22 protein-coding genes and 1 other annotated feature are annotated in these 24,396 nt (G+C 38.4%); of the genes, 4 read left to right on the top strand and 18 right to left on the bottom strand.

The window, feature by feature from the left end; translation table 11 throughout:
- Positions 1-160: 160 nt before the first annotated feature.
- The gene (gene tyrS, locus QNH29_RS24060; RefSeq protein ID WP_283861813.1) at positions 161-1,417 is read right to left on the bottom strand and encodes a tyrosine--tRNA ligase; all 1,257 of its coding nucleotides are present in this window, start codon (positions 1,415-1,417) and stop codon (positions 161-163) included.
- A gap of 52 nt (positions 1,418-1,469) precedes the next feature.
- Positions 1,470-1,686 (bottom strand) — a binding site (T-box leader).
- A 145-nt stretch (positions 1,687-1,831) separates the two neighbouring features.
- Here tyrS and QNH29_RS24065 point away from each other — a divergent pair.
- Positions 1,832-4,603: a transglycosylase domain-containing protein gene (locus QNH29_RS24065; protein WP_283861814.1), complete on the top strand. Its 2,772-nt coding sequence runs from the start codon at positions 1,832-1,834 to the stop codon at positions 4,601-4,603.
- 37 nt (positions 4,604-4,640) lie between these two features.
- On the opposite strand, the gene QNH29_RS24070 is transcribed toward QNH29_RS24065, so the two are convergent.
- The 3 genes from QNH29_RS24070 to QNH29_RS24080 are packed head-to-tail and all read right to left on the bottom strand — an operon-like array spanning position 4,641 to position 7,116.
- On the bottom strand, positions 4,641-5,816 hold the full coding sequence (locus tag QNH29_RS24070; protein ID WP_283861815.1) for an acetoin utilization protein AcuC: 1,176 nt from the start codon (positions 5,814-5,816) through the stop codon (positions 4,641-4,643).
- A complete protein-coding gene (locus tag QNH29_RS24075; protein ID WP_283861816.1) occupies positions 5,813-6,460 on the bottom strand; it encodes an acetoin utilization AcuB family protein in 648 nt (215 codons plus the stop codon). Before QNH29_RS24075 ends, QNH29_RS24070 begins: the two co-directional genes overlap by 4 nt.
- A 23-nt stretch (positions 6,461-6,483) precedes the next feature.
- Positions 6,484-7,116, bottom strand: a complete 633-nt coding sequence (locus tag QNH29_RS24080) for a GNAT family N-acetyltransferase (RefSeq protein ID WP_283861817.1) — start codon at positions 7,114-7,116, stop codon at positions 6,484-6,486.
- Positions 7,117-7,313: 197 nt separating this feature from the next.
- Between QNH29_RS24080 and acsA the strand changes: the two genes are divergently transcribed.
- Positions 7,314-9,032: an acetate--CoA ligase gene (acsA, locus tag QNH29_RS24085; RefSeq protein ID WP_283861818.1), complete on the top strand. Its 1,719-nt coding sequence runs from the start codon at positions 7,314-7,316 to the stop codon at positions 9,030-9,032.
- Between the two features lie 82 nt (positions 9,033-9,114).
- Here acsA and ccpA read toward each other — a convergent pair whose 3' ends face one another.
- From ccpA to QNH29_RS24110, 5 genes are all read right to left on the bottom strand, one after another.
- A complete protein-coding gene (gene ccpA, locus QNH29_RS24090; RefSeq protein WP_283861819.1) occupies positions 9,115-10,113 on the bottom strand; it encodes a catabolite control protein A in 999 nt (332 codons plus the stop codon).
- 222 nt (positions 10,114-10,335) lie between these two features.
- Positions 10,336-11,412 (bottom strand): bifunctional 3-deoxy-7-phosphoheptulonate synthase/chorismate mutase, encoded by a 1,077-nt coding sequence (locus QNH29_RS24095; protein WP_283861820.1) that lies wholly within the window; start codon positions 11,410-11,412, stop codon positions 10,336-10,338.
- A gap of 228 nt (positions 11,413-11,640) precedes the next feature.
- Positions 11,641-11,973 (bottom strand): bacillithiol system redox-active protein YtxJ, encoded by a 333-nt coding sequence (gene ytxJ, locus QNH29_RS24100; protein WP_283861821.1) that lies wholly within the window; start codon positions 11,971-11,973, stop codon positions 11,641-11,643.
- 91 nt (positions 11,974-12,064) lie between these two features.
- Positions 12,065-12,433 (bottom strand): YtxH domain-containing protein, encoded by a 369-nt coding sequence (locus QNH29_RS24105; protein WP_283861822.1) that lies wholly within the window; start codon positions 12,431-12,433, stop codon positions 12,065-12,067.
- A gap of 27 nt (positions 12,434-12,460) precedes the next feature.
- Positions 12,461-12,922: a DUF948 domain-containing protein gene (locus tag QNH29_RS24110; RefSeq protein ID WP_283861823.1), complete on the bottom strand. Its 462-nt coding sequence runs from the start codon at positions 12,920-12,922 to the stop codon at positions 12,461-12,463.
- A gap of 208 nt (positions 12,923-13,130) precedes the next feature.
- Between QNH29_RS24110 and QNH29_RS24115 the strand changes: the two genes are divergently transcribed.
- Positions 13,131-14,246, top strand: a complete 1,116-nt coding sequence (locus QNH29_RS24115) for an aminopeptidase (protein WP_283861824.1) — start codon at positions 13,131-13,133, stop codon at positions 14,244-14,246.
- 215 nt (positions 14,247-14,461) lie between these two features.
- On the opposite strand, the gene murC is transcribed toward QNH29_RS24115, so the two are convergent.
- The 7 genes from murC to QNH29_RS24150 all read right to left on the bottom strand — a co-directional run bounded on the left by murC (position 14,462) and on the right by QNH29_RS24150 (position 22,189).
- Entirely contained in the window at positions 14,462-15,763 is a 1,302-nt protein-coding gene (gene murC, locus QNH29_RS24120) for a UDP-N-acetylmuramate--L-alanine ligase (RefSeq protein ID WP_283861825.1), read from the bottom strand.
- Positions 15,764-16,112: 349 nt separating this feature from the next.
- Positions 16,113-18,575 carry a DNA translocase FtsK gene (locus tag QNH29_RS24125; RefSeq protein WP_283861826.1) on the bottom strand — a complete coding sequence of 821 codons (2,463 nt, stop codon included), beginning with the start codon at positions 18,573-18,575 and terminating at the stop codon, positions 16,113-16,115.
- A gap of 93 nt (positions 18,576-18,668) precedes the next feature.
- Positions 18,669-19,487, bottom strand: a complete 819-nt coding sequence (locus QNH29_RS24130; RefSeq protein ID WP_283861827.1) for a DUF1444 domain-containing protein — start codon at positions 19,485-19,487, stop codon at positions 18,669-18,671.
- Positions 19,488-19,564: 77 nt separating this feature from the next.
- Complete coding sequence (locus QNH29_RS24135; protein ID WP_283861828.1) at positions 19,565-19,879, bottom strand: thioredoxin family protein; 315 nt, start codon at positions 19,877-19,879, stop codon at positions 19,565-19,567.
- Between the two features lie 18 nt (positions 19,880-19,897).
- On the bottom strand, positions 19,898-20,410 hold the full coding sequence (locus QNH29_RS24140) for a hypothetical protein (protein ID WP_283861829.1): 513 nt from the start codon (positions 20,408-20,410) through the stop codon (positions 19,898-19,900).
- A gap of 118 nt (positions 20,411-20,528) precedes the next feature.
- On the bottom strand, positions 20,529-21,053 hold the full coding sequence (locus QNH29_RS24145; protein ID WP_283861830.1) for a DUF84 family protein: 525 nt from the start codon (positions 21,051-21,053) through the stop codon (positions 20,529-20,531).
- 62 nt (positions 21,054-21,115) lie between these two features.
- A complete protein-coding gene (locus QNH29_RS24150; RefSeq protein WP_283861831.1) occupies positions 21,116-22,189 on the bottom strand; it encodes a M42 family metallopeptidase in 1,074 nt (357 codons plus the stop codon).
- 159 nt (positions 22,190-22,348) lie between these two features.
- On the opposite strand from QNH29_RS24150, the gene QNH29_RS24155 reads away from it, so the two are divergent.
- Positions 22,349-22,675, top strand: coding sequence for a PepSY domain-containing protein (locus tag QNH29_RS24155; protein ID WP_283861832.1), 327 nt, complete (start codon positions 22,349-22,351; stop codon positions 22,673-22,675).
- Between the two features lie 48 nt (positions 22,676-22,723).
- Here the strand turns inward: QNH29_RS24155 and QNH29_RS24160 are convergent, their stop codons facing one another.
- On the bottom strand, positions 22,724-23,563 hold the full coding sequence (locus QNH29_RS24160) for a YtnP family quorum-quenching lactonase (protein ID WP_283861833.1): 840 nt from the start codon (positions 23,561-23,563) through the stop codon (positions 22,724-22,726).
- Positions 23,564-23,641: 78 nt separating this feature from the next.
- Positions 23,642-24,283 (bottom strand): tRNA (guanosine(46)-N7)-methyltransferase TrmB, encoded by a 642-nt coding sequence (trmB, locus tag QNH29_RS24165; protein WP_283861834.1) that lies wholly within the window; start codon positions 24,281-24,283, stop codon positions 23,642-23,644.
- Positions 24,284-24,396: the final 113 nt, after the last annotated feature.

A 24,396-nucleotide genomic window follows, 5' to 3' on the forward strand; every position in this document is an offset into this window, starting at 1 on the left:
TTCTTTTTGAGGCAAGAGGAACCTCCTCACTTGACCGAAAATTTTCTTTTTTTCTTTTTCAGGCAAGTGGGGCCACTCTCCCCCGACTCCCACCAAATCTTGTACGAACAAATACAATTATAAGAAAACCGACCCAAATTAAGGGCCGGCTATCAAATAATTAATATCTAATTAACGTATATTTCTTCTTACCTCTTCGAATAATTGTAAACTGACCTTCAATACGGTCAGAATCCTGTAATTCATAGGATGTATCTGTGATTCTTTCTCCATTGACTGTAACTGCACCATTGGTAATGTCTTCGCGTGCCTGGCGCTTAGATGGAGAAATCTTGGCAGCTACTAATAAATCAACTAAGTTGCCATCTGTATCTGCTGCATTAAACGAAGGAACATCTTTGAACCCCTGCTCGATTTCTGAAGCAGATAGGCTTCGAACATCTCCGCTAAATAATGCTTCAGTAATTTTTATCGCCTGCTGTAGAGAGTCTTCACCATGAATCAGGCGTGTCATTTCCTCTGCTAATGCCTTTTGTGCTTTACGTAAATGTGGTTCTTCTTGAACAGAATTTTCAAGTGCATCGATTTCCTCGTGGGATAAGAACGTAAAGTACTTCAGGTATTTCACAACATCCGCATCCGCAGTGTTAATCCAGAACTGGTAGAATTCATAAGGAGTCGTCTTTTCTGGATCCAGCCAAACTGCTCCGCCCTCAGTTTTTCCAAATTTTGTTCCGTCAGCTTTTGTAACAAGTGGAATGGTTAATCCAAAAGCTTTGGCTCCCTCTGGTTGCATTTTTCGAATTAATTCTAGTCCAGATGTGATATTGCCCCATTGGTCACTGCCGCCAATTTGTAGTTTACAATTATGAGTCTCGTATAAGTGATTGAAATCCATCGCTTGAAGAATTGTATAGGTAAATTCCGTAAATGAAATTCCTGATTCCAATCTAGAAGAAATGGTATCCTTTGCAAGCAAATAGTTTACTCCAATATGCTTGCCAATGTCCCTTAAAAAAGTAATAACATCCATCGATTTTGTCCAATCATAGTTATTTACCATGACTGCACCATTTTCGCCATCAAATTCAAAAATAGCTGCTAATTGATTTTGGATGCCCTCAGAATTTTTTTGAATGGCTTCCAGACTTTGAAGCTTCCGCTCTTCACTTTTTCCACTTGGGTCACCGATCAACCCAGTTGAACCTCCCACTAAAACAATCGGACGGTGCCCATGCTGCTGAAATCTTCTTAGTGTTAAAAACGGCACCAAGTGTCCGATATGCAAGCTGTTTGCCGATGGATCAGTTCCACAGTATAATGATATCTTTTCACTGCTAATCAAATCTCTTAGGCTCTGTTCATCTGTTTGCTGGTAGATGAGCCCACGCCATGCTAAATCTTGTAATAAATCCATTGTATTTACCTCCAAATTCTCAAAATAACACAAAAAGCGCCCCTGCAAATAATGCAGGGACGCGTAACGCGCGGTACCACCCGGCTTGAGCAAAAAACACTCCAACTCTAAAAAATTAACGGTTTAAACCGTTCTCCACTACTTCTATGTTCACGGAGAAAGCTCTGGGACGTAATTCACTCTTCTATTTGTGTCAGCTTTCACCAGCCGCTGACTCTCTAATAAACAGGGATAGAAGACCTACAGTAGATTCCCTTCAACGCTTGATTATTAAATTTATAACTTATAGAATTTTTACCATATTTTATTTCTGCTGTCAAACAAGAACTGGTAATATCAGAAAAATGTAGAAGTTTGTCATTTTTAGAATCATCATTATGCTATAATATATGTGATTTTAAAAGAGGTGATTCGATGAACGATAAATTTCAAGCGTGGATAGAGAAATTAAAATCCATATCTAACTTGTTTACCCATAAAAAGACAGTAAAAAGTGCACGAATTACGTACCAGGTCTTTTGGAACCTTTTGCTGCTAATTATTACTGTCGTGATTCTTGGGGGAGCTTTTGCAGGGGGTGTGGGTGCAGGTTATTTTGCCTCGCTTGTTAAGGACGAACCTGTCCGGTCTTATGACAGCATGAAAAAGGACATTTATAATTATACGGAAACATCGGACTTATACTTTTCTGATAATGTCTATTTAGGCAAGCTGCGTACAGACCTTGAACGCGAAGAAGTAAAAATTGACCAAGTATCAGATTTTCTAGTAAAAGCAGTCATTGCAACAGAAGATGAATATTTTTATCAACATAAAGGAGTTGTCCCAAAAGCTGTTTTCCGGGCACTATTCCAAGAAGTAACGAATGCTCCCATGCAATCAGGGGGAAGTACGTTAACACAGCAATTAATCAAAAACCAAATCCTAACGAATGAAGTCTCTTTCGAAAGAAAAGCCAATGAAATATTGCTGGCTCTGCGGTTAGAAAAGTTTTTTAGTAAAAAGGAAATTCTTGAAGCTTACTTAAATGTTTCGACATTTGGGAGAAATTCATCTGGTAAAAATATCGGCGGTGTTCAAGCAGCAGCTAAAGGCATATTCGGAAAAAATTCGAGCGAATTGACCCTTCCGCAAGCAGCTTTTATTGCAGGTCTGCCGCAAAGTCCCTTTGGCTATACACCTTTTACGAGGGAAGGTACAATAAAAAACAATTTAGAACCAGGTCTTACCCGAATGAAAACGGTTCTAAAGAGAATGTATGATGGCGGGCATATCACGGAAGCGCAATACGCTGAAGCTTCAGCCTATGATATTACCAAGGACTTTATACCTGCAGGGGACAACCCGCTTGAAAAATATCCATACTTATCATTTGAAATTGAAAAGCGAGCAGTTGATGTACTGACTAATGTATTGGCAAAAAACGACGGTTATGAAGAGAATGATTTAAAGGAAGATGAAAATCTTTTTTATAAATACAAAACTTTAGCCAAGCAAAATTTAAGACAAAATGGATATGAAATTCACACAACCATTAATAAAGATATATATGACGCATTCCAGACGGTAAAAAACAATTACCCTAACTACGGACCTGATAAAGCAGAACAGAAAATTGATCCTGAAACCGGAGAAACAATCACTGTCATGGAGCCGGTTGAGGTCGGTGCTATGCTTATTGAGAATAAGACAGGGAAAATCATCAGTTTTGTCGGCGGACGAGACCATAATAAACAGGAGCTTAATCATGCGACGAGTGCTGTGAGACAAAATGGTTCTACAATGAAGCCACTGCTTGTTTATGCACCAGCGATAGAATTGGGGAAAGCTTCACCAGGCACTCCGCTGCCAGATGTTGCTTTAAGGCTTGATCCAACCAATCCGAAACCTTGGCCAAATAACTATGACAGGCGATATAGCGGTATTACTTCAGCCAGACATGCACTAAAGAAATCTTATAACGTACCGGCTGTAAAACTGTATCGAGATATAATTGACCAGCAGCCAGCAAAATATCTGGAGAAAATGGGCTTTACATCCTTAAGGAGTGAAGATTATTCCAATCTCTCAACCTCAATTGGATCAATGAAAAATGGGGTAACGGTCGAAGAAAACACCAATGCCTTCGGAACCTTTGCAAATGAAGGTAAATTTATTGACGCGTACATGATTGAAAAGATAGTCGATAAAAACGGCAAGACCATTTACCAGCATGAAGTGAAGCCTGTTGATGTATTTAAACCGCAAACAGCGTTTCTAACACTTGACATGATGAGGGATGTAATCAAAAGTGGTACAGCAGCTGGTATAAACAGTAAATTGAAGTTTAGGGCTGATTGGGCAGGTAAAACAGGAACAGGGCATGATTTTCATGACGCTTGGTTTGTTGCTACCAACCCAAATGTAACGTTTGGAATCTGGACAGGGTATGATACACCTAAATCCTTAAAAACCGGTGGCATGTCCTATTCACAGAGAACGAATAATCTGTGGGCTGAATTAATGAATGCAGCTTATGATATTAAACCTGAGTTAATTAACCCTTCTGAATCATTTCCTGTACCAACAGGAATTGTAAAGCGCTCGTTCTGTGCTGTTTCAGGCTTATTGCCTTCAGATGCCTGTGCTAGGGCGGGGTTAGTAGAAAGTGATTACTTTAATGCTGAAAATGTTCCAACAAAACGAGATGACAGCTTGATTGCAGGAAACTATGTGCAAATTGGTGATAAAAAGTATTTAGCATTAGATTCAACACCAAAAGAATTTGCACAACAAGGAGTAATCCTTAATCCAGACTTTATCACACGAATGGTTGGGCCTAATTTCAGCAATACAAGCCAGCTAATTCCGAAAATGGATCGTTGGGGTAAAATCTTAGTTCCAAATGATAAATTAGTTGATAACGGAAAACGGCCAGACGGAGTCAGTCTTTCGTTATCTGGAAAAAATCTGATCTGGTCACCGCCAGCAGATAATGATATTGTTGGCTATCGAGTCTATCAAAACGGAAAAAAGGTCGCGAGTATTATCAGTGGTTCTAGTCTTTCCTATTCAGGTTCGAACGGTTCCTACTATGTAACAGCCGTGGATATCGCAGGGAATGAATCTGGACCATCTAACAAAGTGGATGTTGGTGTTACTGTTACACCTGCACCTGCACCTGAACCTGCGCCCGCAACTCAATAAATGACAATAAAGGAGCTTGGATCACATCCAAGCTCCTTTATTTTTTAGACTCACTTTTTTGATGACTTCTAATTGGATATAATGCCTTTTCGAGGGTAAGCAGGTTTTTTTCGGTTATTTCAGTTTTTCTAGGTATTGGTTTATACATATCATCAGGATCGTCCCAATTCATCGGAAGGATGACTGGTGCTTTTTCTTGCCAATAGTCAATCCAATCCTGCGGTAAACTTCCATAACAATTTGAGTTTTCAGTCATTTCCAACCAAATCAGTGCCCATGCTCTAGGAACAACCCTCCATATGTCATAACCCCCGCCGCCAACTGCAATCCATTTCCCCCCACAATATTGATGGGCAATCTCATGAGCAAGTTTAGGAATTTCACGATAAATTTTCATTGTCGATGATAAATGGGTTAATGGATCATAATAATGGGAGTCTGCACCATTTTGAGTCAGGATTATATCCGGTTTAAAAAACGCTGCTACTTCCTTTATTGATTGAGTATAGACTTGAAGCCAAGATTCATCTTCAGTAAATGCATCTACTGGGATATTAAAAGAATACCCATATCCCTTACCTTGTCCTCTTTCGTTCACATTACCGGTACCAGGAAATAGGTATCTTCCCGTTTCATGGATCGAAAGGGTACATACATCAGGATCATCGTAAAAGGACCACTGAACACCATCACCATGATGGGCGTCCGTATCCACATAAAGAACTCTTGCATTATATTTATTTTGCAGGTATTTAATCGCTACTGAACTATCATTATATATGCAGAAACCAGATGCTTTACCGCGAAAGCCATGATGCAATCCTCCTCCTAAGTGAAGAGAATGAAGTGCCTGTCCTGTCATTACCTGGTCGACGGCCGTTAATGTACCGCCGACAAGCAGAGCGCTAGCTTCGTGCATATTAGGAAATATGGGAGTATCTTCTGTCCCCAATCCATAGTTCTCAGCCACATGTGAAGGCAGCTGCCCATTCCCTGCCATCTTTACTGCGTCAATATAGCTTGGATCATGAACTAAGCTAAGTTCTTCATCTGTTGCCATTCTTGGTGAAACAATCTTCATGTTGTCTAAGGCATTTAACCTATGTAACAAATCAACTGTAAGTTTCAAACGAAACTGATTAAAAGGATGGTTATTGCTGAATCTATAGTTTAACAATTCTTCTGAAAATACAAATGAACAGGTATCGGTCATAGGGAAACACCTGGCAGATTCGGCCATAGAACGTCATAGCCTGATTGTTTTAGATCTTGTATGAGAACAGTAGGATTCATAGTTTGCAATCTTATGACGAGTATTTTGAATTGATCATCCCTTTTGTCAGGGTAAACGAGCACACTCAATATATTGGCTTTGCGGTTCTTTATTATACTAGTAATATCACTAAGCTTTCCTGCGAGATTAGGTACTCTTATTTCAATTTGAGACCCAGGTTGATGGGCACCTGTCAATTCAACGAGGGTTCGGAGTAAATCCGTTTCAGTAACAATACCAACGAGCTTCTGGTTATTTGTAATCGGGAGACAGCCAATTTTGTGTTCATAAAACACTGCGGCTATTTCCTCTACAAAATCAAGGGGATGGCCGGTAATAACATCTTTTTTCATAATGGAGTCGACGGGTTTTTCTAGATCTTCCAAATGTTCGTTTGCACGAAATATAGATGGAGCAGCATCACGAATATCATTTAAGGTTACAATGCCAACAAGCTGTTGATTGGCATCTATGACGGGTATATGCCGGATTTTTTTCGACTCCATCAATCTCATTGTGTCTGCAATTGAAACTTCAGGAGTAACAGTAACAATCTCTGTTTTCATTATTTCTTCTACTAACATCGAATGGCCTCCTCAATTTTATATCAATACATAAATCGATTCATAAAACGAAGTCGATCAAACCTTTGGATTGTCTCTACATCTACCCTTTTACCAATTCTCGCCATCAAACAGTTAGCTGGGTGTGAACAAATCTCTGGATCATCTGTCGCATACCACTCTAGACCGCCCGCATTCATCATTTTCTCCATGATTTTTCGATACTCCCAAACATTTAAGCCTGTTCCCTTCAAATCCCAATGCCAATAATATTCTGTTGTTATAATTAAATAATCCTCCATGGCGTCGTCCATCATAGAAACGGTAAGAAGATTTTTTCCGACCGCACAGCCTCTAAATTTTGGAATAACCTCAATGGCGCCTAATTCAATTAAATTATCCATTTTATCTTCCGACCATCTTTCAAGAGGATCTGGATAAAGGTATGTTACATAGCCAACAATGGTATGGTGATGCCTTGCAATAATAATCCTTCCCTCTTCAAGCTGTGCAATCCCGACTAATGCCTGATGCTGCTGTTCAGGAGGACGAAAAGCGGTAAGATGTTCATGAAATTCATATCCGGCAAGTTTGTCCGAGGAAATCGGACCTTCAATAATTAAGCTTCCATGGGGAGTTTTTAATTCTTTAGCATTGTACGTTTTTTTGTGTTCCATCCCTACACCACCTGAAAAATCATTCGCATATCACTTCTATTATACATAATTTCGCTCAATTATTAGACTCTTTACATAATTTTCTGTCTAGTTAGAAAGCGATGTATCAATTTCTCGCAGATTAAATTTTTTTAAAAATTGAGAATAGTTTCTATTTGTACTATAATAATCTCATACCAGCATAAGGGGGAAATGGAATGAAAGTGGAAAAGCTGCCGGTTATGCAAGGGGAGCATAACTTATCAAATTATGATGAAAAGTACAATTCCTTCAGTTGGGAGGAGACTGAAAGGGAATTCTCCTGGCATGAAACTGGACTTGTTAATATGGCTTATGAAGCCATTGATCGCCATGCAGAAACATTTCGAAAAAATAAGGTCGCACTTTACTATCGAGATAATACAAGAAATGAAAAGTATACGTTCAAAGAAATGAAAGAGCTTTCAAATAAAGCTGGTAATGTCTTAAAAACATACGGGGATATTGAAAAGGGAGACCGCGTATTTATTTTTATGCCACGGTCACCAGAGCTATATTTTACCGTTTTAGGTGCTATCAAGCTGGGAGCGATTGTGGGTCCATTATTTGAGGCTTTTATGGAGGGTGCAGTTCGCGATCGGCTACAAGATAGTGAAGCAAAAGTCTTGGTAACAACACCTGAATTATTAGATCGTGTACCTGTTGATGAATTGCCAGCCTTGAAACACATTTTCCTTGTCGGTGAAAATGTTGAAGAAAATGGTTTGTACATTAACTTTTTAGAAAAATTTGAGGCTGCTAGCAGCCAGCTCCGAATTGAATGGGTAGACCGTACGGATGGTCTTATTCTTCACTATACTTCAGGTTCCACAGGTAAACCAAAAGGAGTCTTGCATGTACATAATGCAATGATACAACATTACCAAACCGCTAAATGGGTGTTGGATTTAAAAGAGGAAGATGTATATTGGTGTACAGCTGACCCTGGATGGGTTACAGGGACTTCCTACGGTATCTTTGGACCTTGGTTAACGGGAACTTCCAACGTAATTGTTGGCGGGCGTTTCAGTCCAGATACTTGGTACAAAATGATTGAAGACTTTGGTGTTACCGTTTGGTATAGCGCTCCTACTGCTTTCCGTATGCTAATGGGTGCCGGAGATGAAATTGTTAAAAAATACAATTTAAGCAGCCTTCGTCATGTCTTAAGTGTTGGGGAACCTTTAAATCCAGAAGTCGTTAAATGGGGCGTAAAGGTATTCAACAAACGAATTCATGATAACTGGTGGATGACAGAAACTGGTGCACAGCTTATTAGTAACTATCCTTGTATGGAAATTAAACCAGGTTCAATGGGTAAACCGATTCCTGGTGTTGTTGCGGCGATTGTTGACGACCAAGGTAATGAGCTTCCGCCATATAGAATGGGGAATCTTGCTATTAAGAAGGGCTGGCCTTCCATGATGTATAAGATTTGGAATAATCCTGAAAAATATGAATCCTATTTTATGCCAAGCGGATGGTATTTTTCTGGAGATTCCGCCTATATGGATGAGGATGGATATTTCTGGTTCCAAGGACGTGTGGATGATGTAATCATGACATCTGGTGAGCGTGTTGGCCCATTCGAAGTAGAAAGCAAACTTGTAGAACACCCTGCTATTGCAGAGGCAGGAGTAATTGGTAAGCCTGACCCTGTACGCGGAGAAATTATTAAAGCCTTCATTGCACTGAGAGACGGCTATGAAGCTTCAGATGAGCTTAAAGAAGAAATTAGGCTGTTTGTAAAAAAAGGACTTGCAGCCCACGCTGCTCCTAGAGAGATTGATTTCCGGGATAAGCTTCCAAAAACAAGAAGCGGTAAGATTATGAGACGTGTCTTAAAAGCATGGGAACTTAACTTGCCAACAGGTGACCTATCTACAATGGAAGATTAAAAAAAGAAGGAAGCGCATCACAATATGCGCTTCCTTACTTTGTCTAGCTCCAGCCCCTGGCCAGGCGCTTCTGCTTTTCTTATTATTTAGTTGATTGGCGGTGCTCGATACGGTGTGGAAGAACGACAGTTTGTTCCTCTACCTCTTCTTTGTTCATTAATTTGGTAAGCAGACGCATAGCCACAGCCCCAATATCGTATAAAGGCTGAACGATTGTGGTCAGCTGTGGGCGAACCATCAATGAAAGCCTAGTATTATCTGATGTAATCACTTCGAAGTCTTCAGGAATTTTATATCCTTTATCTTCGGCACCATGGACGACACCAAGCGCCATTTCATCAGAGCCAACTAGTATAGCAGTTGGTCTATTAGGGGCTTCCAATAATTTATCAAATGCTTCTAAGCCAGAGTCATAGGTGTAATCACCTTCGACAATTAGTGAATCATTATAGTCAATCTCGGCATCTGCCAGCGCCCGCTGATACCCTTTTAATTTTTTATGAATATTTCTCGGCTCCTGTAACGGCCCCACTACAAATCCAATATGCTTATGACCTTTATCAATAAATTCCTTTACAGAGTCATAAACAGCCTGCTCATAATCGATGTTAACAGAAGGAATCTGCTCAGATTCTTCAATAGATCCAGCTAAGACAATTGGCACTGGTGATTTCCCAAATTCTTCAACATGCTCAGAGGTAATGTTTCCACTCATGAACACAATACCATCCACTTGTTTACCTAGCATGGTATTTAACAAATGTAATTCTTTTTCCTTGTTTTGATCGGAATTACTTAAAATAATATTGTATTTATACATGGTTGCAATATCTTCGATACCACGAGCGAGTTCTGCAAAAAAGATATTCGAGATATCTGGAATAACCACCCCAACGGTTGTTGTCTTTTTACTAGCCAATCCCCTTGCCACTGCATTTGGACGGTAACCAAGTCTATCAATGACTTCTAAAACCTTTTTTCGAGTAACTGGTTTTACATTTGGATTTCCATTAACTACACGTGAAACGGTTGCCATCGAAACATTTGCTTCCCGGGCAACATCGTAAATTGTAATATTCACGTTTTAACACTCTCCTTAAACACGAAACGTATTTTTCTTATTTTACAGCATTTTTCAATGATTTAGTCATTGTGAGAAAATATACAAACTTTTATATGTATTTAATCATACGATAAGTCCAAACAAGTCGCAATGATATATGTTCTCATTTTCACTATATTTTCATTTTTTAATAAAAAAAAAGACCTTCCACAAGGTCTGCAGTTGGTCTTTCTAACCTATTTAAACCCTAACTAAATTGGAAGCAAGCAATTCATTATAGAAAGTATTAAACTGATCAAGATTCATTTGCTGCTGAGCATCTGAAAGTGCTACTGCTGGATCTGGATGAACCTCAGCCATAACCCCATCTGCGCCAATCGCAAGTGCTGCTTTTGCGCAAGGAAGTAATAGGTCTCTGCGGCCAGTTGAGTGCGTTACATCCACCATGACCGGTAAATGAGTTTCTTGTTTTAGAATCGGTACAGCAGAAATATCTAACGTATTTCTAGTTGCACGTTCGTATGTTCGAATTCCACGTTCACAAAGAATAATTTGCCCATTTCCTTGTGCCATAATATATTCAGCAGCATTAATAAACTCTTCAATCGTAGCTGCAATACCTCTCTTTAAAAGGACCGGTTTATTTACTGCACCTGCAGCTTTTAATAATTCGAAGTTTTGCATGTTACGTGCACCAATTTGAATAACATCGATGTAATCGATAGCCATCTCAATATCAGCTGGATTAACAATCTCACTAATTACAGCCATATCATACTCGTCTGCCACACGCTTTAAGATTTTTAATCCTTCAACTCCTAAACCTTGGAAGTCATATGGAGATGTTCTTGGCTTATAAGCACCGCCACGCAGAAGCTTCAAACCTTTTTCTTTCATTGCTTTTGCTACAGTAGCGACTTGTTCATAAGACTCGACAGCACATGGACCGAAAACAAAATGCTGTTTTCCGTCTCCAACCGTTTCACCTTTTAAGTTGACGATTGTGTTTTCAGGTTTCTTCTTTCTAGAAACAAGAAGTGCTTTTTGGTGATCATCTTTTTGCAAATCTAAACCAGCCTTAAAGATTTCCTTAAATAAATGGTCGATTGTCGCATTGTCAAAAGGTCCATCATTATGTTCTTTAATAACATCAAGCATTTTTCTTTCACGAACAGGATCGTATTTGTATACACCTTGACTTTCTTTAGCCTTCCCAATCTCTTGGACAAGTTGAGCTCTTTCATTGATTAGTTTCAACAATTCTAAATTTAAATCATCGACACGTGTCCTTAAGGTTTCCAAATTACTCTTGCTCATTTTTTGTCCCCCGTCCTTTCAATAGCGTGACAGAATGATTGCAGAATAACTAAATACTGTCAGCTAGCTCCCTTAAATATAAATTTTTTTATTATTCAATAATTAGGCTTTATTATATCTGATAAGAGCTTTTTTGTCACCATTTTTCTTTAATGATTAAACGCTTTTAAGCGCTAAAGTAAATCATATTATAATAAATCATTGTATGCTTGATAGGAAAAAAAAGTACTATAAATTTTCATTAGTTGCAGAGTTTAAAGATTTGTTTGTAATCTTCCAATGAGAAGCATTCCAAACTGGTTCACCTTCCTTAATCAATAGTGCCTGAGGAGATTCATGTTTAATCTCGAATTTCTCAGCAATTTCATTTGATAAAGGACGTGCATCTTGCACTGCTAGATAATATGTTGGTATACTTTGATCCCCATCTGAATATTTTTCATACTCTTGATAAGCTGCATGACTAATCGGACAAGTTAGACTATGTTTTAAGATAAAAAATTTGTCCTCTTGCTTTAATAACTCTTCAAATTGTTCTAATGTATCAATTTTTTTCAACATATTGTTTCCTCCAATATAATAAACGGTGAAGTCATTCTATCACTTCACCGTTTTTGATACAAATAATTGAATTATTTATTTATACATTCTCTCAATGTGTTACTTTATTTTCTTCCTCATCAAAGGCTTTTTTTGCTTCTTCTAACTTTTTCCTTATTGAAAGCTCATCAGCAGAATCTTCACTAGCTGCTTTTGGCACACCACCGATAGGAATATAATTATCTTCCTCAACATCCACTGGTGCCTTTGTCTTATTCATAAGTTGGACCGTTTTTTCCTTTATTGCACCCGCTTGGTTGTTAAGTGTACTTCGAAGCTCTCTCCCGGTTTTAGGGGCTAAGAAAATGGCTGCCGCTGCACCTACTAGACCGCCAACAAGCGCCCCTAACAAAAAACTGCTGGATGAGTCTTCACTTTTATTTTGGTTTGTTTCTCGTAATTCATAATCTTTACTGCTCATAACCGGATCCTCCCTTATACAAAAAATTTAATGCGACCTAACTCTCTTAATCTCCACAACATGACTTTCTTTTTTTTCCTGCCTTTTAGCATTCCATTTATCTTTTAATTCAAGGAAAACGTTACCCCATTGGACTATTTGAGAAATTTTTTCTTTATTTTCTTCTACTTGAATATCAAAAGATTCAGTTAGCGATTTTAATGTGCCATTGAATTTATTCACCGTTGTCCCGACATTTTTTACAGCAGACACAACACTATTTAAATTCTCAGATTTCTCCTGAATATCTTCTGCTAGTGCATTGGTTTTCTGTAAGAGTTCAGTCGTTTCTTTGGTCACTCCATCCAGTTGTTTTTCTAATCCTGTTAATGTGTTGGATACGCTTGAAAGAGTGGTTTGAAGTGAGTTAAGCGTTTTTGCTAAATAGATGACTAGCACTAAAAATGCAATCGCAATTAAAGCGACACTTAAGTACAAAATAATTTCCATATGTTTTTACCTCCGCTTTTATACCTTATGTATTACCTATCTGAGGCTGTGTTAAACCTAAATAAGTATCTCTTACTACTTCAATATGATTGTCTCATTTTCCTGCAGTAGATTACAATACGTTTAACTATTATCTTGATTATTTCTCACTTTTTAATGGAATCGGTTACAATAGAGAATGTATTACATTTTTGTTGGAGGGATAAACATGAAGGATCCACGCATTGAAAAACTAGCAAAAAATTTAATCAACTACTCGGTAGAACTGCAAAAAGGTGAAAAGGTATTAATTGAAAACTTTGGTCTGCAGCGCGAGCTTGTTACAGCACTTGTTAAGGAAGCTTACTTAGCTGGTGGATATCCATTTGTCCTTTTAAAGGATCAACAAGTAGATCGTGCGTTATTACTAGGTGCTCAGGAAGAACAATTCAATATGATAGCTGATTTTGAAGCAAATGTTATGAGCAAAATGGATGCATACATAGGACTGCGCTCCGGTGATAACATCAACGAGCAGGCGGATGTTCCAGACGATAAGATGAAAATTCATGGAAATACGATTGGTAAAAAGGTGCATCGCGATATTCGCGTACCTAAAACAAAATGGGTTGTCCTCCGTTACCCTACATCAAACATGGCTCAGCTGGCAAAAATGAGCACAGAGGCATTCGAAGATTTCTATTTCGATGTTTGTAATTTGGATTATGGAAAAATGGATAAAGCTATGGACAGCCTTGTAGAATTGATGAACCGGACAGATAAAGTTCGTATCACAGGACCTGGAACAGACCTTACCTTCTCTATAAAAGATATCCCTGCAATAAAGTGTGCAGGTCACGCAAATATTCCTGATGGAGAGGTATATAGTGCCCCTGTACGTGATTCAGTCAACGGAGTGATTACGTATAATACCCCTTCTCCCTACCATGGTTTTACTTTTGAAAATGTAAAGCTTACATTTAAAGACGGGAAAATCGTTGAGGCAGTTGCCAATGATACGGAGAGAATCAATAAAATATTTGATACCGATGAAGGAGCACGCTATGTGGGAGAATTTGCTATCGGCGTAAACCCATACATCTTAAACCCAATGCAGGATATCTTATTTGATGAGAAAATCGCAGGCAGCTTCCACTTTACACCAGGTCAATGCTATGATGAAGCCTTTAACGGAAACCATTCAAATATTCATTGGGATATGGTTAACATTCAGCGTCCAGAATATGGCGGCGGTGAAATCTACTTTGATGATGTGTTAATCCGTAAAGACGGTCTTTTCGTTATTCCTGAACTAGAAGGACTTAACCCGGAGAACTTAAAATAGAAAAGCGGAAGCGCCTTCGGAACAAGCACAGCTTGTTCCTGCGAGGATTAATCTAAGGAGCTTTCCTTAGTGCCCAGGGGCGACAGGCATAAGACGAGCCGAAAAGAAGGTTGTTCTTTACCTTCTTGTCGGCTTGGCTTATGACCCCGAGCCCCTAGGCGCTGGAGCTAGACAAAAAAAAAAGGATGTCAGCTGGACTGACATCCTTTCTTTTTTTATAGGGTTAGCTGGTTTTCATACAATTCTTGGAATTTTTGAATATCTCCTGCACCCATAAAAATAATAACGCTATTTTTATGTTTCTCTAGCAGAGATGTATTTTCTTCCAATAAAATTTCTGCACCTTCAATTTTTGTTTGAAGATCTTTTATCGTCAGCTTTCCATGATTTTCTCTGGCAGAGCCGAAAATTTCACACAAGTACGTTTTATCTGCAAGTCTTAAGCTTTTTGCAAAATCCTCAAGAAAAGCCTGCGTTCTCGAAAACGTATGGGGCTGAAACACGGCTACAATTTCTCGATCAGGGTATTTTTGATTGGCTGCATCGATAGTTGCTTTAATTTCTGTAGGATGATGGGCATAATCATCAATCAAAATTTGTGACCCAATTCTTTTTTCCGAAAATCTCCTTTTTACACCTTGGAAGGTGTCCAATTGTTGTTTAACAATCGAAACATCAATTTCTTCATAGTGGCATACCCCAATAACAGCAAGCGCATTTAACACACTATGCTCACCGAATGTAGGAATTGTAAAGGTATCATAAAATGTATTACGAATAAAAACATCAAATGTTGTACCAGTAGTACTTTTTACAATATTTTTGGCTTGGTAGTCATTTTCCTCACCAAAACCATAAAACAATACAGGGACTTTTGCCTGGATTTTTTGAAGTTGCTCATCATCCCCGTACGCGAATATCCCCTTCTTAACTTGGACGGCCATTTCTTGAAATGCTGAAAAAACATCATCAATATTGGCAAAGTAATCCGGGTGATCAAAATCTATATTTGTCATGATCGCATAGTCAGGAAAATAAGACAAAAAGTGTCTTCTGTATTCACATGCTTCAAAAACAAAATACTTCGAGCCTTCTTCGCCATTACCTGTACCGTCACCTATCAAGAACGAAGTCGGCTTTGCCCCTTTTATTACATGGGCAAGCAGTCCTGTTGTGGACGTTTTACCGTGTGCACCGGTTACGGCCACACTTGTAAAATTTTGCATAAAATCGCCTAAAAATCGATGGTAACGAATAATCGGCAGCCCGAGCTTCATAGCCTCTTGAATTTCCTCATGGGTATCAGGAAATGCATTTCCAGCAATAATAGTCATCCCCGGTTTGATGTTTTCTTTTTGAAAGGGGAGAATCTTTATTCCTGATTTTTCAAGGGCCAGTTGAGTAAAAAAGTGCTTTTCGACATCGGAGCCTTGTACATCGAAATTCATATCATGGAGAACTTGCGCTAATGCACTCATTCCTGACCCCTTTATACCTACAAAATGGTAAATAGTCATATAAAGAACCTCCAACCAACGTCTATCTGTAAAACAGTATATGACATCTATCTTGAAATGCTAATTTTTAAAGCGAAAAGCGTAAGCGCCTTGCACAGGGGCGACAGGCATAAGACAAGCCGGCATGAAGGTTGCTCTTTAACCTTCTTGACGGATTGGCTTATGACCCCGAGCCCCTAGGCGCTGCAGCTAGACAATACTAAAACGCACTGTCGCTTTAGCTTGGTAACGAACAAAAGTTTAAAAGTGATTCACATTTAAGTATTATATCATTGTTCATCAATAAAAACTATTTGATACTTCATTAACACTATATTTTTTGTTTTTTCTTAACAAAGAATACCTTGGATTAGTTCATTGAACCAGTATCTTGCAAGGACTCCAAGTCTTCCAATGTAATCAAGACTTCGCGTGGCTTGCTGCCGTTAGCACTGGTTATAAAACCATTCGATTCGAGCATATCCATTAATCTTGCTGCCCGGTTATAGCCGATTTTAAATCTCCTTTGTAAACTTGAGGTAGACGCCAGTCCTTGTTCGATAATAAATTCACATGCTTCGTAAAACAGCTCATCTTCGTCCTCTGTTACCTGTGTCTTTTTTAATAGTTCTTCTTGTTGAAACAAGTAATCTGGCTCACGTTGATTTCTCACGTGCTCGACCACAAGGTCAATTTCCTCATCAGAAACAAAAGTTCCTTGGAGACGGACCGGTTTTGAAGAGCCATTCTCTAAAAAGAGCATATCTCCCCGGCCAAGTAATTTTTCGGCACCACTTATATCTATAATGGTGCGGGAATCAACCTGTGAAGATACAGAAAAGGAAATCCGAGTTGGAATATTGGCTTTTATTAATCCAGTAATGACGTCGACTGATGGTCTTTGAGTTGCCACAATTAAATGAATTCCACATGCCCTTGCTTTTTGAGCAATTCTGCAAATCGCTTCTTCGACATCTGCAGGTGACACCATCATTAAGTCCGCTAATTCATCAATAATAATCACAATAAAAGGAAGTTTATCAGAGTATTGTTTATGCTTGATAGCGAGCTCGTTAAAACGGTTTATGTCGCGAACACCGGAATGTGCAAATAACTCATATCGTCTTTCCATTTCCTCCACAGCCCATTTTAAGGAAGCGGTGGCTGCTTTTACATCCGTTATAACTGGACTAACTAAATGTGGAATTCGATTATAGGGTGCAAGTTCTACCATTTTAGGGTCAATCAATAATAGCTTTAAATCTTCCGGACTTGCTTTAAATAATAAACTTACTAAGATTGTATTAATACAAACACTCTTACCAGATCCTGTTGCTCCCGCTATTAAACCATGTGGCATTTTCTTTAAATCTGTAACAATCGGTTTTCCGGAAATATCTAGACCGAGTACCGCTGTCAATGGAGAAGCAGATTCACGAAATACTTGACTCTGTATAATTTCATTAATTAACACAGGACGTGATTTTTGGTTCGGTACCTCAATACCTATCGTATGTTTACCTGGTATAGGTGCTTCAATTCGTATATCTTTGGCAGCTAAACTTAGTTTAATATCATCACTAAGATTTGTAATTTTGTTTACTTTAACCCCGGGCTCAGGCTGTACTTCAAAACGAGTCACTGCTGGTCCTTGTGTAACATTGACAACACTCGCACCAACATTAAAATTCTGAAGTGTCTGGTTTAATAGTTCCTCTTGGTACAGCAGCCATTCTGTATCGTCTTCTACTATAACAGGTGGTTTTAATAGGTTCATTTTTGGAAACTCATATAAACCTATTTCTGATTCTACTATCGATTCCTCCATTACGATGTGGCTGGCAGGTACTGATTCAACTTTGAGCTCAGGTTGAACTGTTACCGGATTCTTAGCAAGCACTTCAACTTTTGGAAGGTCTTCGATAATCTCCAATGAGTCTTCAAGATTGTCCGGCTTTCTCTTTAATTCCGGAGTTTCCTCCTTAACCTTTTCTTTGTCATCAAGCAAAGATTTTCTTTTTCTTTCTTCCCACTTTACCTTATCCTGTTTCAGCATCATTACATTAAACGGAAGATGGGACCTTTTTCGAGTCGGTGCGCCGCTAGACTCATCCGTTTTTTCTACTGGCTTAGGATCATTTACTGGAAAGTCCTCATTATCCTTGATTTCTTCAAATGCAGCAACTGTCGGTTCAGTTACAGCAACTGCCAGCTCAGATACAGCAACTGCCGGCTCAGATGCAGCAACTGCCGGCTCAGATACAGCAACTGCCGGTTCGGATTCAGTAACTGCCGGTTCGGATTCAGCTAATTCCATTTCAGGCATAGGCGCTGGCTCTGATTCCTGAATAATTGAAACTAATAACTTATTAGATTCATCCATTAAGAAACGGCTTAACTCATGCTCGACAATGCGATCTGAAGATTTATCAGGTCTTTTAAATCCATAAATAGGTGAAGGAATTTCCGTCAGCTGGAATGGCTTTTTCTTAATTGGCGGTGAAATTTTGTTAGCTTCTGTCCTAGACCTTGAATCTGAGCTGCTAATTGTCGAACTTCTGATTTCTGATCCCTTTCCATCAGCCCCCTGCTCGAACTTCTTTGAACGAATGTTTTTTTTAGGTATGACAGTTGGAACCTCCGGCTGCACATTTAACTGTTCTCGTTTTCCTTTAGGATACTGATAGGAGATTTTTGTATCCAGATGATAACTACCCTCATTTATTTTATGTGGCAGTGGTCTTTCCAGCGGCTTCTTATGTATTTCATATTCAGCATATTCATCCTGTTTGTCCTTTATAAACTTTTGAATAAAGTTTTGGATCCAACTCAAAACTATCACTCTTTCTACTATTTCTATCACTCTATTTTAACAGGTATTATTATTTTTTCGACAAAAAATCTAAAGATAAGCAAAAAAGACCACTTACCGTGATCCTTTGCCATCTTGATTTCGCGTCTTACCTAAGATAAAAATTGGTTCTAATTCTCCGTCCTCATACAAAAATGATAACGCTGTTATTGGAACACGTCCATTAGCAAAGAAACTCATTGCCATTTGTGCTAAAACATCATACCCCGTATTGTTTTGGATATCTGCAATAATTAAAACATCCTGATGTGGGACAGCAAGAACCATTGTCCCTGTAATTTTTTTCTGCATTTCATTTAAAAAGCCTTTGTTTAATATTCTGCTTGCATCATATCCGTCGTTTGAATTAAGAAAATAAAACGTATTACCTGCTACTTGATCTACTTTCAAGGATGTCTTTAGAGACCTTACATTAAACAAGGCAATTTCTTTAATGCGGCTTGCCTGCCATCCCTCTTTTTCCATGATACGTGAATCAATTAATCGGTAAGTTGTCCCCATGTCATACGCATAATAAATTTTTGTCTCTGCAGTGTGCTCCTCCGTTAAAAAAGCAACACCTTCTTCTGATTCGATAGGAAACGAAGTGGAACGAATAACCGGAAAAATCTTTTTCTCATGGTCAGTTAACTGGACGGTATCCGTCATAGCTCTTAGTCCCTCTTCTACATAATAAACCACTTCATCAATTGCCTTTTCCTTCTCAGAATGCCACTTTGCAACAATACCACCTAGAGTGATAGTGATTCCTTTTCCAAGTGATTTATTCTCAATTCGTAACTGATCCTTTTCACGATCATATGTGATTTTTCGATCATCCGCAGCTAAGCGTGCCTCTAATTCTTTTTTCATTTTAATGCTATCCATCTTCATTGGTATCCCTCCAGACTACCCACCAATTGTACATTAAAAAATCCTCCATCTCAAAAAAGATGGAAGATTGGACTGAACTATTTTAGACCGTTAATAAATCCTTCGATCTCCTCTTGTGTTTTCCGATCCTTACTTACAAAACGACCAAGCTCTTTCCCATTTCCAAAGGCAATAAAACTAGGAATACCGTAAACGTCTAATTGTTGGCATAACTCTATGAACTGATCCCTATCAACATGAATAAAGGTAAATTCACTGAACTTATCTTCTATCTCTGGGAGTATAGGCTCAATAATTCGACAATCCGGGCACCAGTCTGCAGAGAACATAAAAATAGTCTTTCCTCCATCACGGAGTTGCACAAACTGCTCCATAGACTCTAAGTTTTTCAAATGTAATACCCTCTTTCCTTATTTTTCATTTACAATCGACTTTACCATTTGTGTCATCACCGCAGCCTCATTTTTCATGCTGCTAGTTTTAATCAAAGATGTAATTTTCGTTCCGCCAATCCCGATCGTCATTTCATTCAAATCTTCTTCTAGCTTCTTTATAATCAAGTATCCAAACTGATCATTTTTTTTAAATTGTTCATTAATGTCCAGGTCTTTATTTTGTGCAATGGTTGATTGATAAACTACATCGCTCACTTTATTTTCTTGCGGATTATTAAAAAGTATATATTGTTTAGACCCATTTTTTAAAATGATATTATTAGCTGATTCATCTTCAATTTCATAACCAAATGGTAAATAAAAGTTAATATCTCCACTTTTTTTATTTGGTTTTTTCGCTTTTTCATTAAGTGCTTCTTTTACTGTTTCAATCGTTTCATTGCTTTCTGCTTTAAAGTTCGATTTGCCACAGGCACTTAGTAAGAGTATAGATAAGATAATCATCAAACCGGCATTAAAGAATTTCATCTTTCTTCGCCTCCTATATGACATTTGTCCTATCTATATCATACCTTCCACAATATTCATTAGACAAGTGATTTGTCGATTATTGTTGTCGAAAAACAAAGAAATCTTTTATTAAAAGCTAAAATTTCTTTTTTGCATCCTTTTGATAGTGATATTGACCAACCAAGAGGTTCATGATATGCGAAAACATTTCTGAACGGCTAATCAATCCATTGGTAAAGATACCAATAGCACCTTCATTTTTTCGGACGTTTTTCTTCTTAGCATAGTCATCCATGACGGGACCTAGTTCTTCTCCCGCCCTTAAACGTGCTGAAATCTCAACGGGAAGTAGTAACCTGGCACCGCCGGCAATAATGGGCTCCCTATTTTTTGAGGCTAGCGCCCCCCAATTGCATAATAGTAAACCTTGTTCAGACTCCTGGACTCCGCCTTCCAGCCCGATTCCTATATCCCCGTTGCCCGCTTCCAAAGCACCAACAGCACGATTGATTGCACCTTTAATGGTCTCCTCATCTGAAAAGGGTTGTTCACTAACACCTGAAGGGATATCCAATGAAAGAAACTCCATTTGTTGATTGTCAAAGGCATTTTTTACCGCAGCCACCTTAGCAGGATTTTTAGAACCTATCATAATTCTCATTCTATATCTCTCCAATTCCACATTAAAAAGAAGGCAATTAAATGCCTCCTTAATTTTTTTCATTAGCTGTTTGATTTGATGGTATCTACTGTTGTTTGGTCACACGCTTTAACAAGTTTTACGATTAATTCTTTGGCAGCTGCATAGTCATCGATATGAATCATAGAAGCATGTGTATGAATATAACGAGAACAAATACCGATTACGCCGCTTGGAACACCTTCATTGGATTGATGAACGCGCCCTGCGTCCGTTCCACCTTGTGAAACAAAATATTGGTAGGGAATTTTATTTGTTTCAGCAGTATCTAGAATAAACTCTCTCATACCGCGGTGAGTTACCATTGATTTATCCAGTATTCGAAGGAGCGCTCCCTTTCCTAGTTGACCGAATTCTGATTTACTTCCTGACATATCGTTAGCGGGACTCGCATCTAACGCAAAAAAGATATCTGGATTAATCATATTGGCGGCCGTTTGTGCCCCGCGCAGACCTACTTCCTCTTGGACTGTTGCACCTGAAAAAAGAGTATTAGGCAGCGTTTCGTCTTTTACCTCTTGAAGCAATTCAATTGCAAGCCCACAGCCATAGCGGTTATCCCAAGCCTTTGCCAGTATTTTCTTTTCATTCGCCATTGGCGTAAATGGACAAATAGGCAGGATTGGCTGACCTGGTCTAATTCCAATTCGTTCCGCGTCCTCACGATCATCTGCACCAATATCAATAAGCATATTTTTCATTTCCATTGGTTTGTTTCGCTTTGCCTCATCCAACAGGTGAGGAGGAATGGAGCCTACAACTCCAATAACTGGACCATTATTAGTCATTACCTGAACACGCTGGGCCAATAGAACTTGACTCCACCAGCCCCCAAGCGGTTGAAACCGAAGCATTCCATTATCCGTAATCGCTGTTACCATAAAACCAACTTCATCCATATGCCCGGCAACCATAATTCTTGGTCCATTTTGGTCGCTTTTTTTAACACCAAAAATACTGCCCAATTTATCCTGAATAATTTCATCAGCATACTGAGATAATTGCTCTTTCATGAAATTTCTTACTAAATGTTCATTTCCAGGTGCTCCTGGGAGCTCTGTTAAAGTTTTGAATAAATTTAATGTCTGATCATTCAATGTAATTTCCCCCTTGGCTTTTTATGTAAACAATATGTATTTTCATGGTTCAAAAATTTTGTACTAACTAATTAATTTATATGAAGGATTTATTATGTTCTTGCCCCTAAATGAGATATACTGGAAACAATAGAAAATTGAAAATTTTGGAGGTGCCTTATGAACTGGAAATCATTTATCCTAGGGGCAGCAGTTGGAGTCGTCAGCGGCTATGCCGTCAAGGAAATCATTTCACAAAAAACATATGTTTCACCTGAAAAAGTTTTGGATAGCGTAAAAAAACAATTTAACCAAAACGGACCGATTAGCGGCTCATGGATACATATGGTACCTGAGCCTTTTGAGAAGCACCAAATTAAATATCAAGTTTATAAAGGCGGAATTTCTAAAAATCAAAGTGGAGTAAATGAACAGTTCGAATTCATTGCTGACGCTTCGACCGGAACCCTTTTAGACATAAAGTCGATTACAGAGCCAGCCTTATAAAAGGCAAAAGCCGTATCCAAAGAGGAACGGCTTTTTAATATGTTAGCCTTATTTTATCCTCTTTATACAGTTTTCAATTTGACCATCTTTTCCCCATTTTACTGCCCGATAATAGGCATCATGGTAAAAAGTGAACCATGCATCTTTATCTAAACAAAAGGCGTTCCATTTCTCTTTTGCTGCAATAGAGTCCATTGGATAATCGTCATAGGCCATGACCCATAATGGATTTTTATGAGCATGTGTAGGCATTAAGTCTGCCATATGGATGGCCATGTCTCCTTGATCTTCAATAATAAGAATAGAATGTCCATTACTATGACCGCCAGTATGGAACATGGTGATGGCTCCTAAAGTCCATTTTTCATCAAACGGAATCACTTGAGATTGGATAGCCTCCCAATTTTCCTTCCAATATGTACTCTTTGAACGTATATTCGGATTCCTCATTTCATCCCATTCAATACTTGAGGTAATAATCTTGGCGTTTGGAAAAACTGATCTATTGTTTCCGTCTTCCAATTTTGTCAGTCCGCCAACGTGATCATTGTGCATATGAGTCATTAAAACATAATCAATATCCTCTGGAGTTAGCCCTAACTGCTGTAAGGATCCCTCTACGTCCGATTCTTGTGTAACACCAAAATTCCGAAGTTGTTTTTCAGATAATTTCCCTCTTCCTAGTCCTGCTTCCACTAAAATATTCTTACCGTCCATTTGAACTAAGATGGGATCGGTAGGCAATTCAATTTGATTTTTGTCATTAGGCGGATATCTTTTGGACCACAATGGTTTAGGAACAACACCGAACATCGCACCGCCATCTAAATTCGTAACTCCCCCTGATAACCAAGTTAACTGAACCCTGCCAATTTTTAAAGTCTCCATTTGCTGCCCCCTTTTGCCTTATTATTCCTATTTTAACATACACAAAAGAGACAGTCTTTTTATTAGACTGTCCCACGATTAGTTTTGAAATTTTACTTCACAGCGATAAATACGATTTCCCATTTCAGAAAACTTTTGTTCATATTCCGTCATGATATTTCCTTCAAAATTACTTCTATGAAGGTCAAGGCTAAGGAAGGTTAATAACAATCCATACTCCGAAAAACTCTGCAATGAATATTCAAACAAACCTTGATTGTCGGTTTTAAAATGAATTTCACCTTTATCAACTAATATATTTTCATAAAGTTTTAAAAAGTCCTTATAGGTGAGCCTTCTTTTTTCATGACGTGTCTTTGGCCAAGGGTCGGAGAAATTTAGATACACTCTGTCTACATCATTTTTTGCAAAATATTTATCTAATTCGCTGGCATTGACATTAAGTAATCGTAAATTTGGTAAATCTGCTTCAATTAACCGATCTAAAGCAGCAACAATGACAGAATCGTAAAGTTCTATACCTATATAATTAATATCAGGATGTGCCTTTGCCATTTCTGTAATAAAACGCCCTTTTCCAGTTCCTACCTCAATGTGAAGAGGCTGCTTATTATGAAATACCTCATTCCACTTTCCTTTATAACTTTCTGGATTTCCGACAATATATTGTGGATGGTTCTCAATCATTTCTTTTGCCCAAGGTTTATGCCTAAGTCTCATTATGCCACTCCTATAAAAAATATTATTTTTATTATTGGTAATAATGGGGTTTCCCATTAATGTATAAACGAAAAAAGAATTCACAACCTAACTGTGAATTCTTTTTTATTTTC

Source organism: Neobacillus sp. DY30 (assembly GCF_030123065.1).
In the GTDB taxonomy this organism is placed as follows: Bacteria; Bacillota; Bacilli; order Bacillales; family Cytobacillaceae; genus Neobacillus.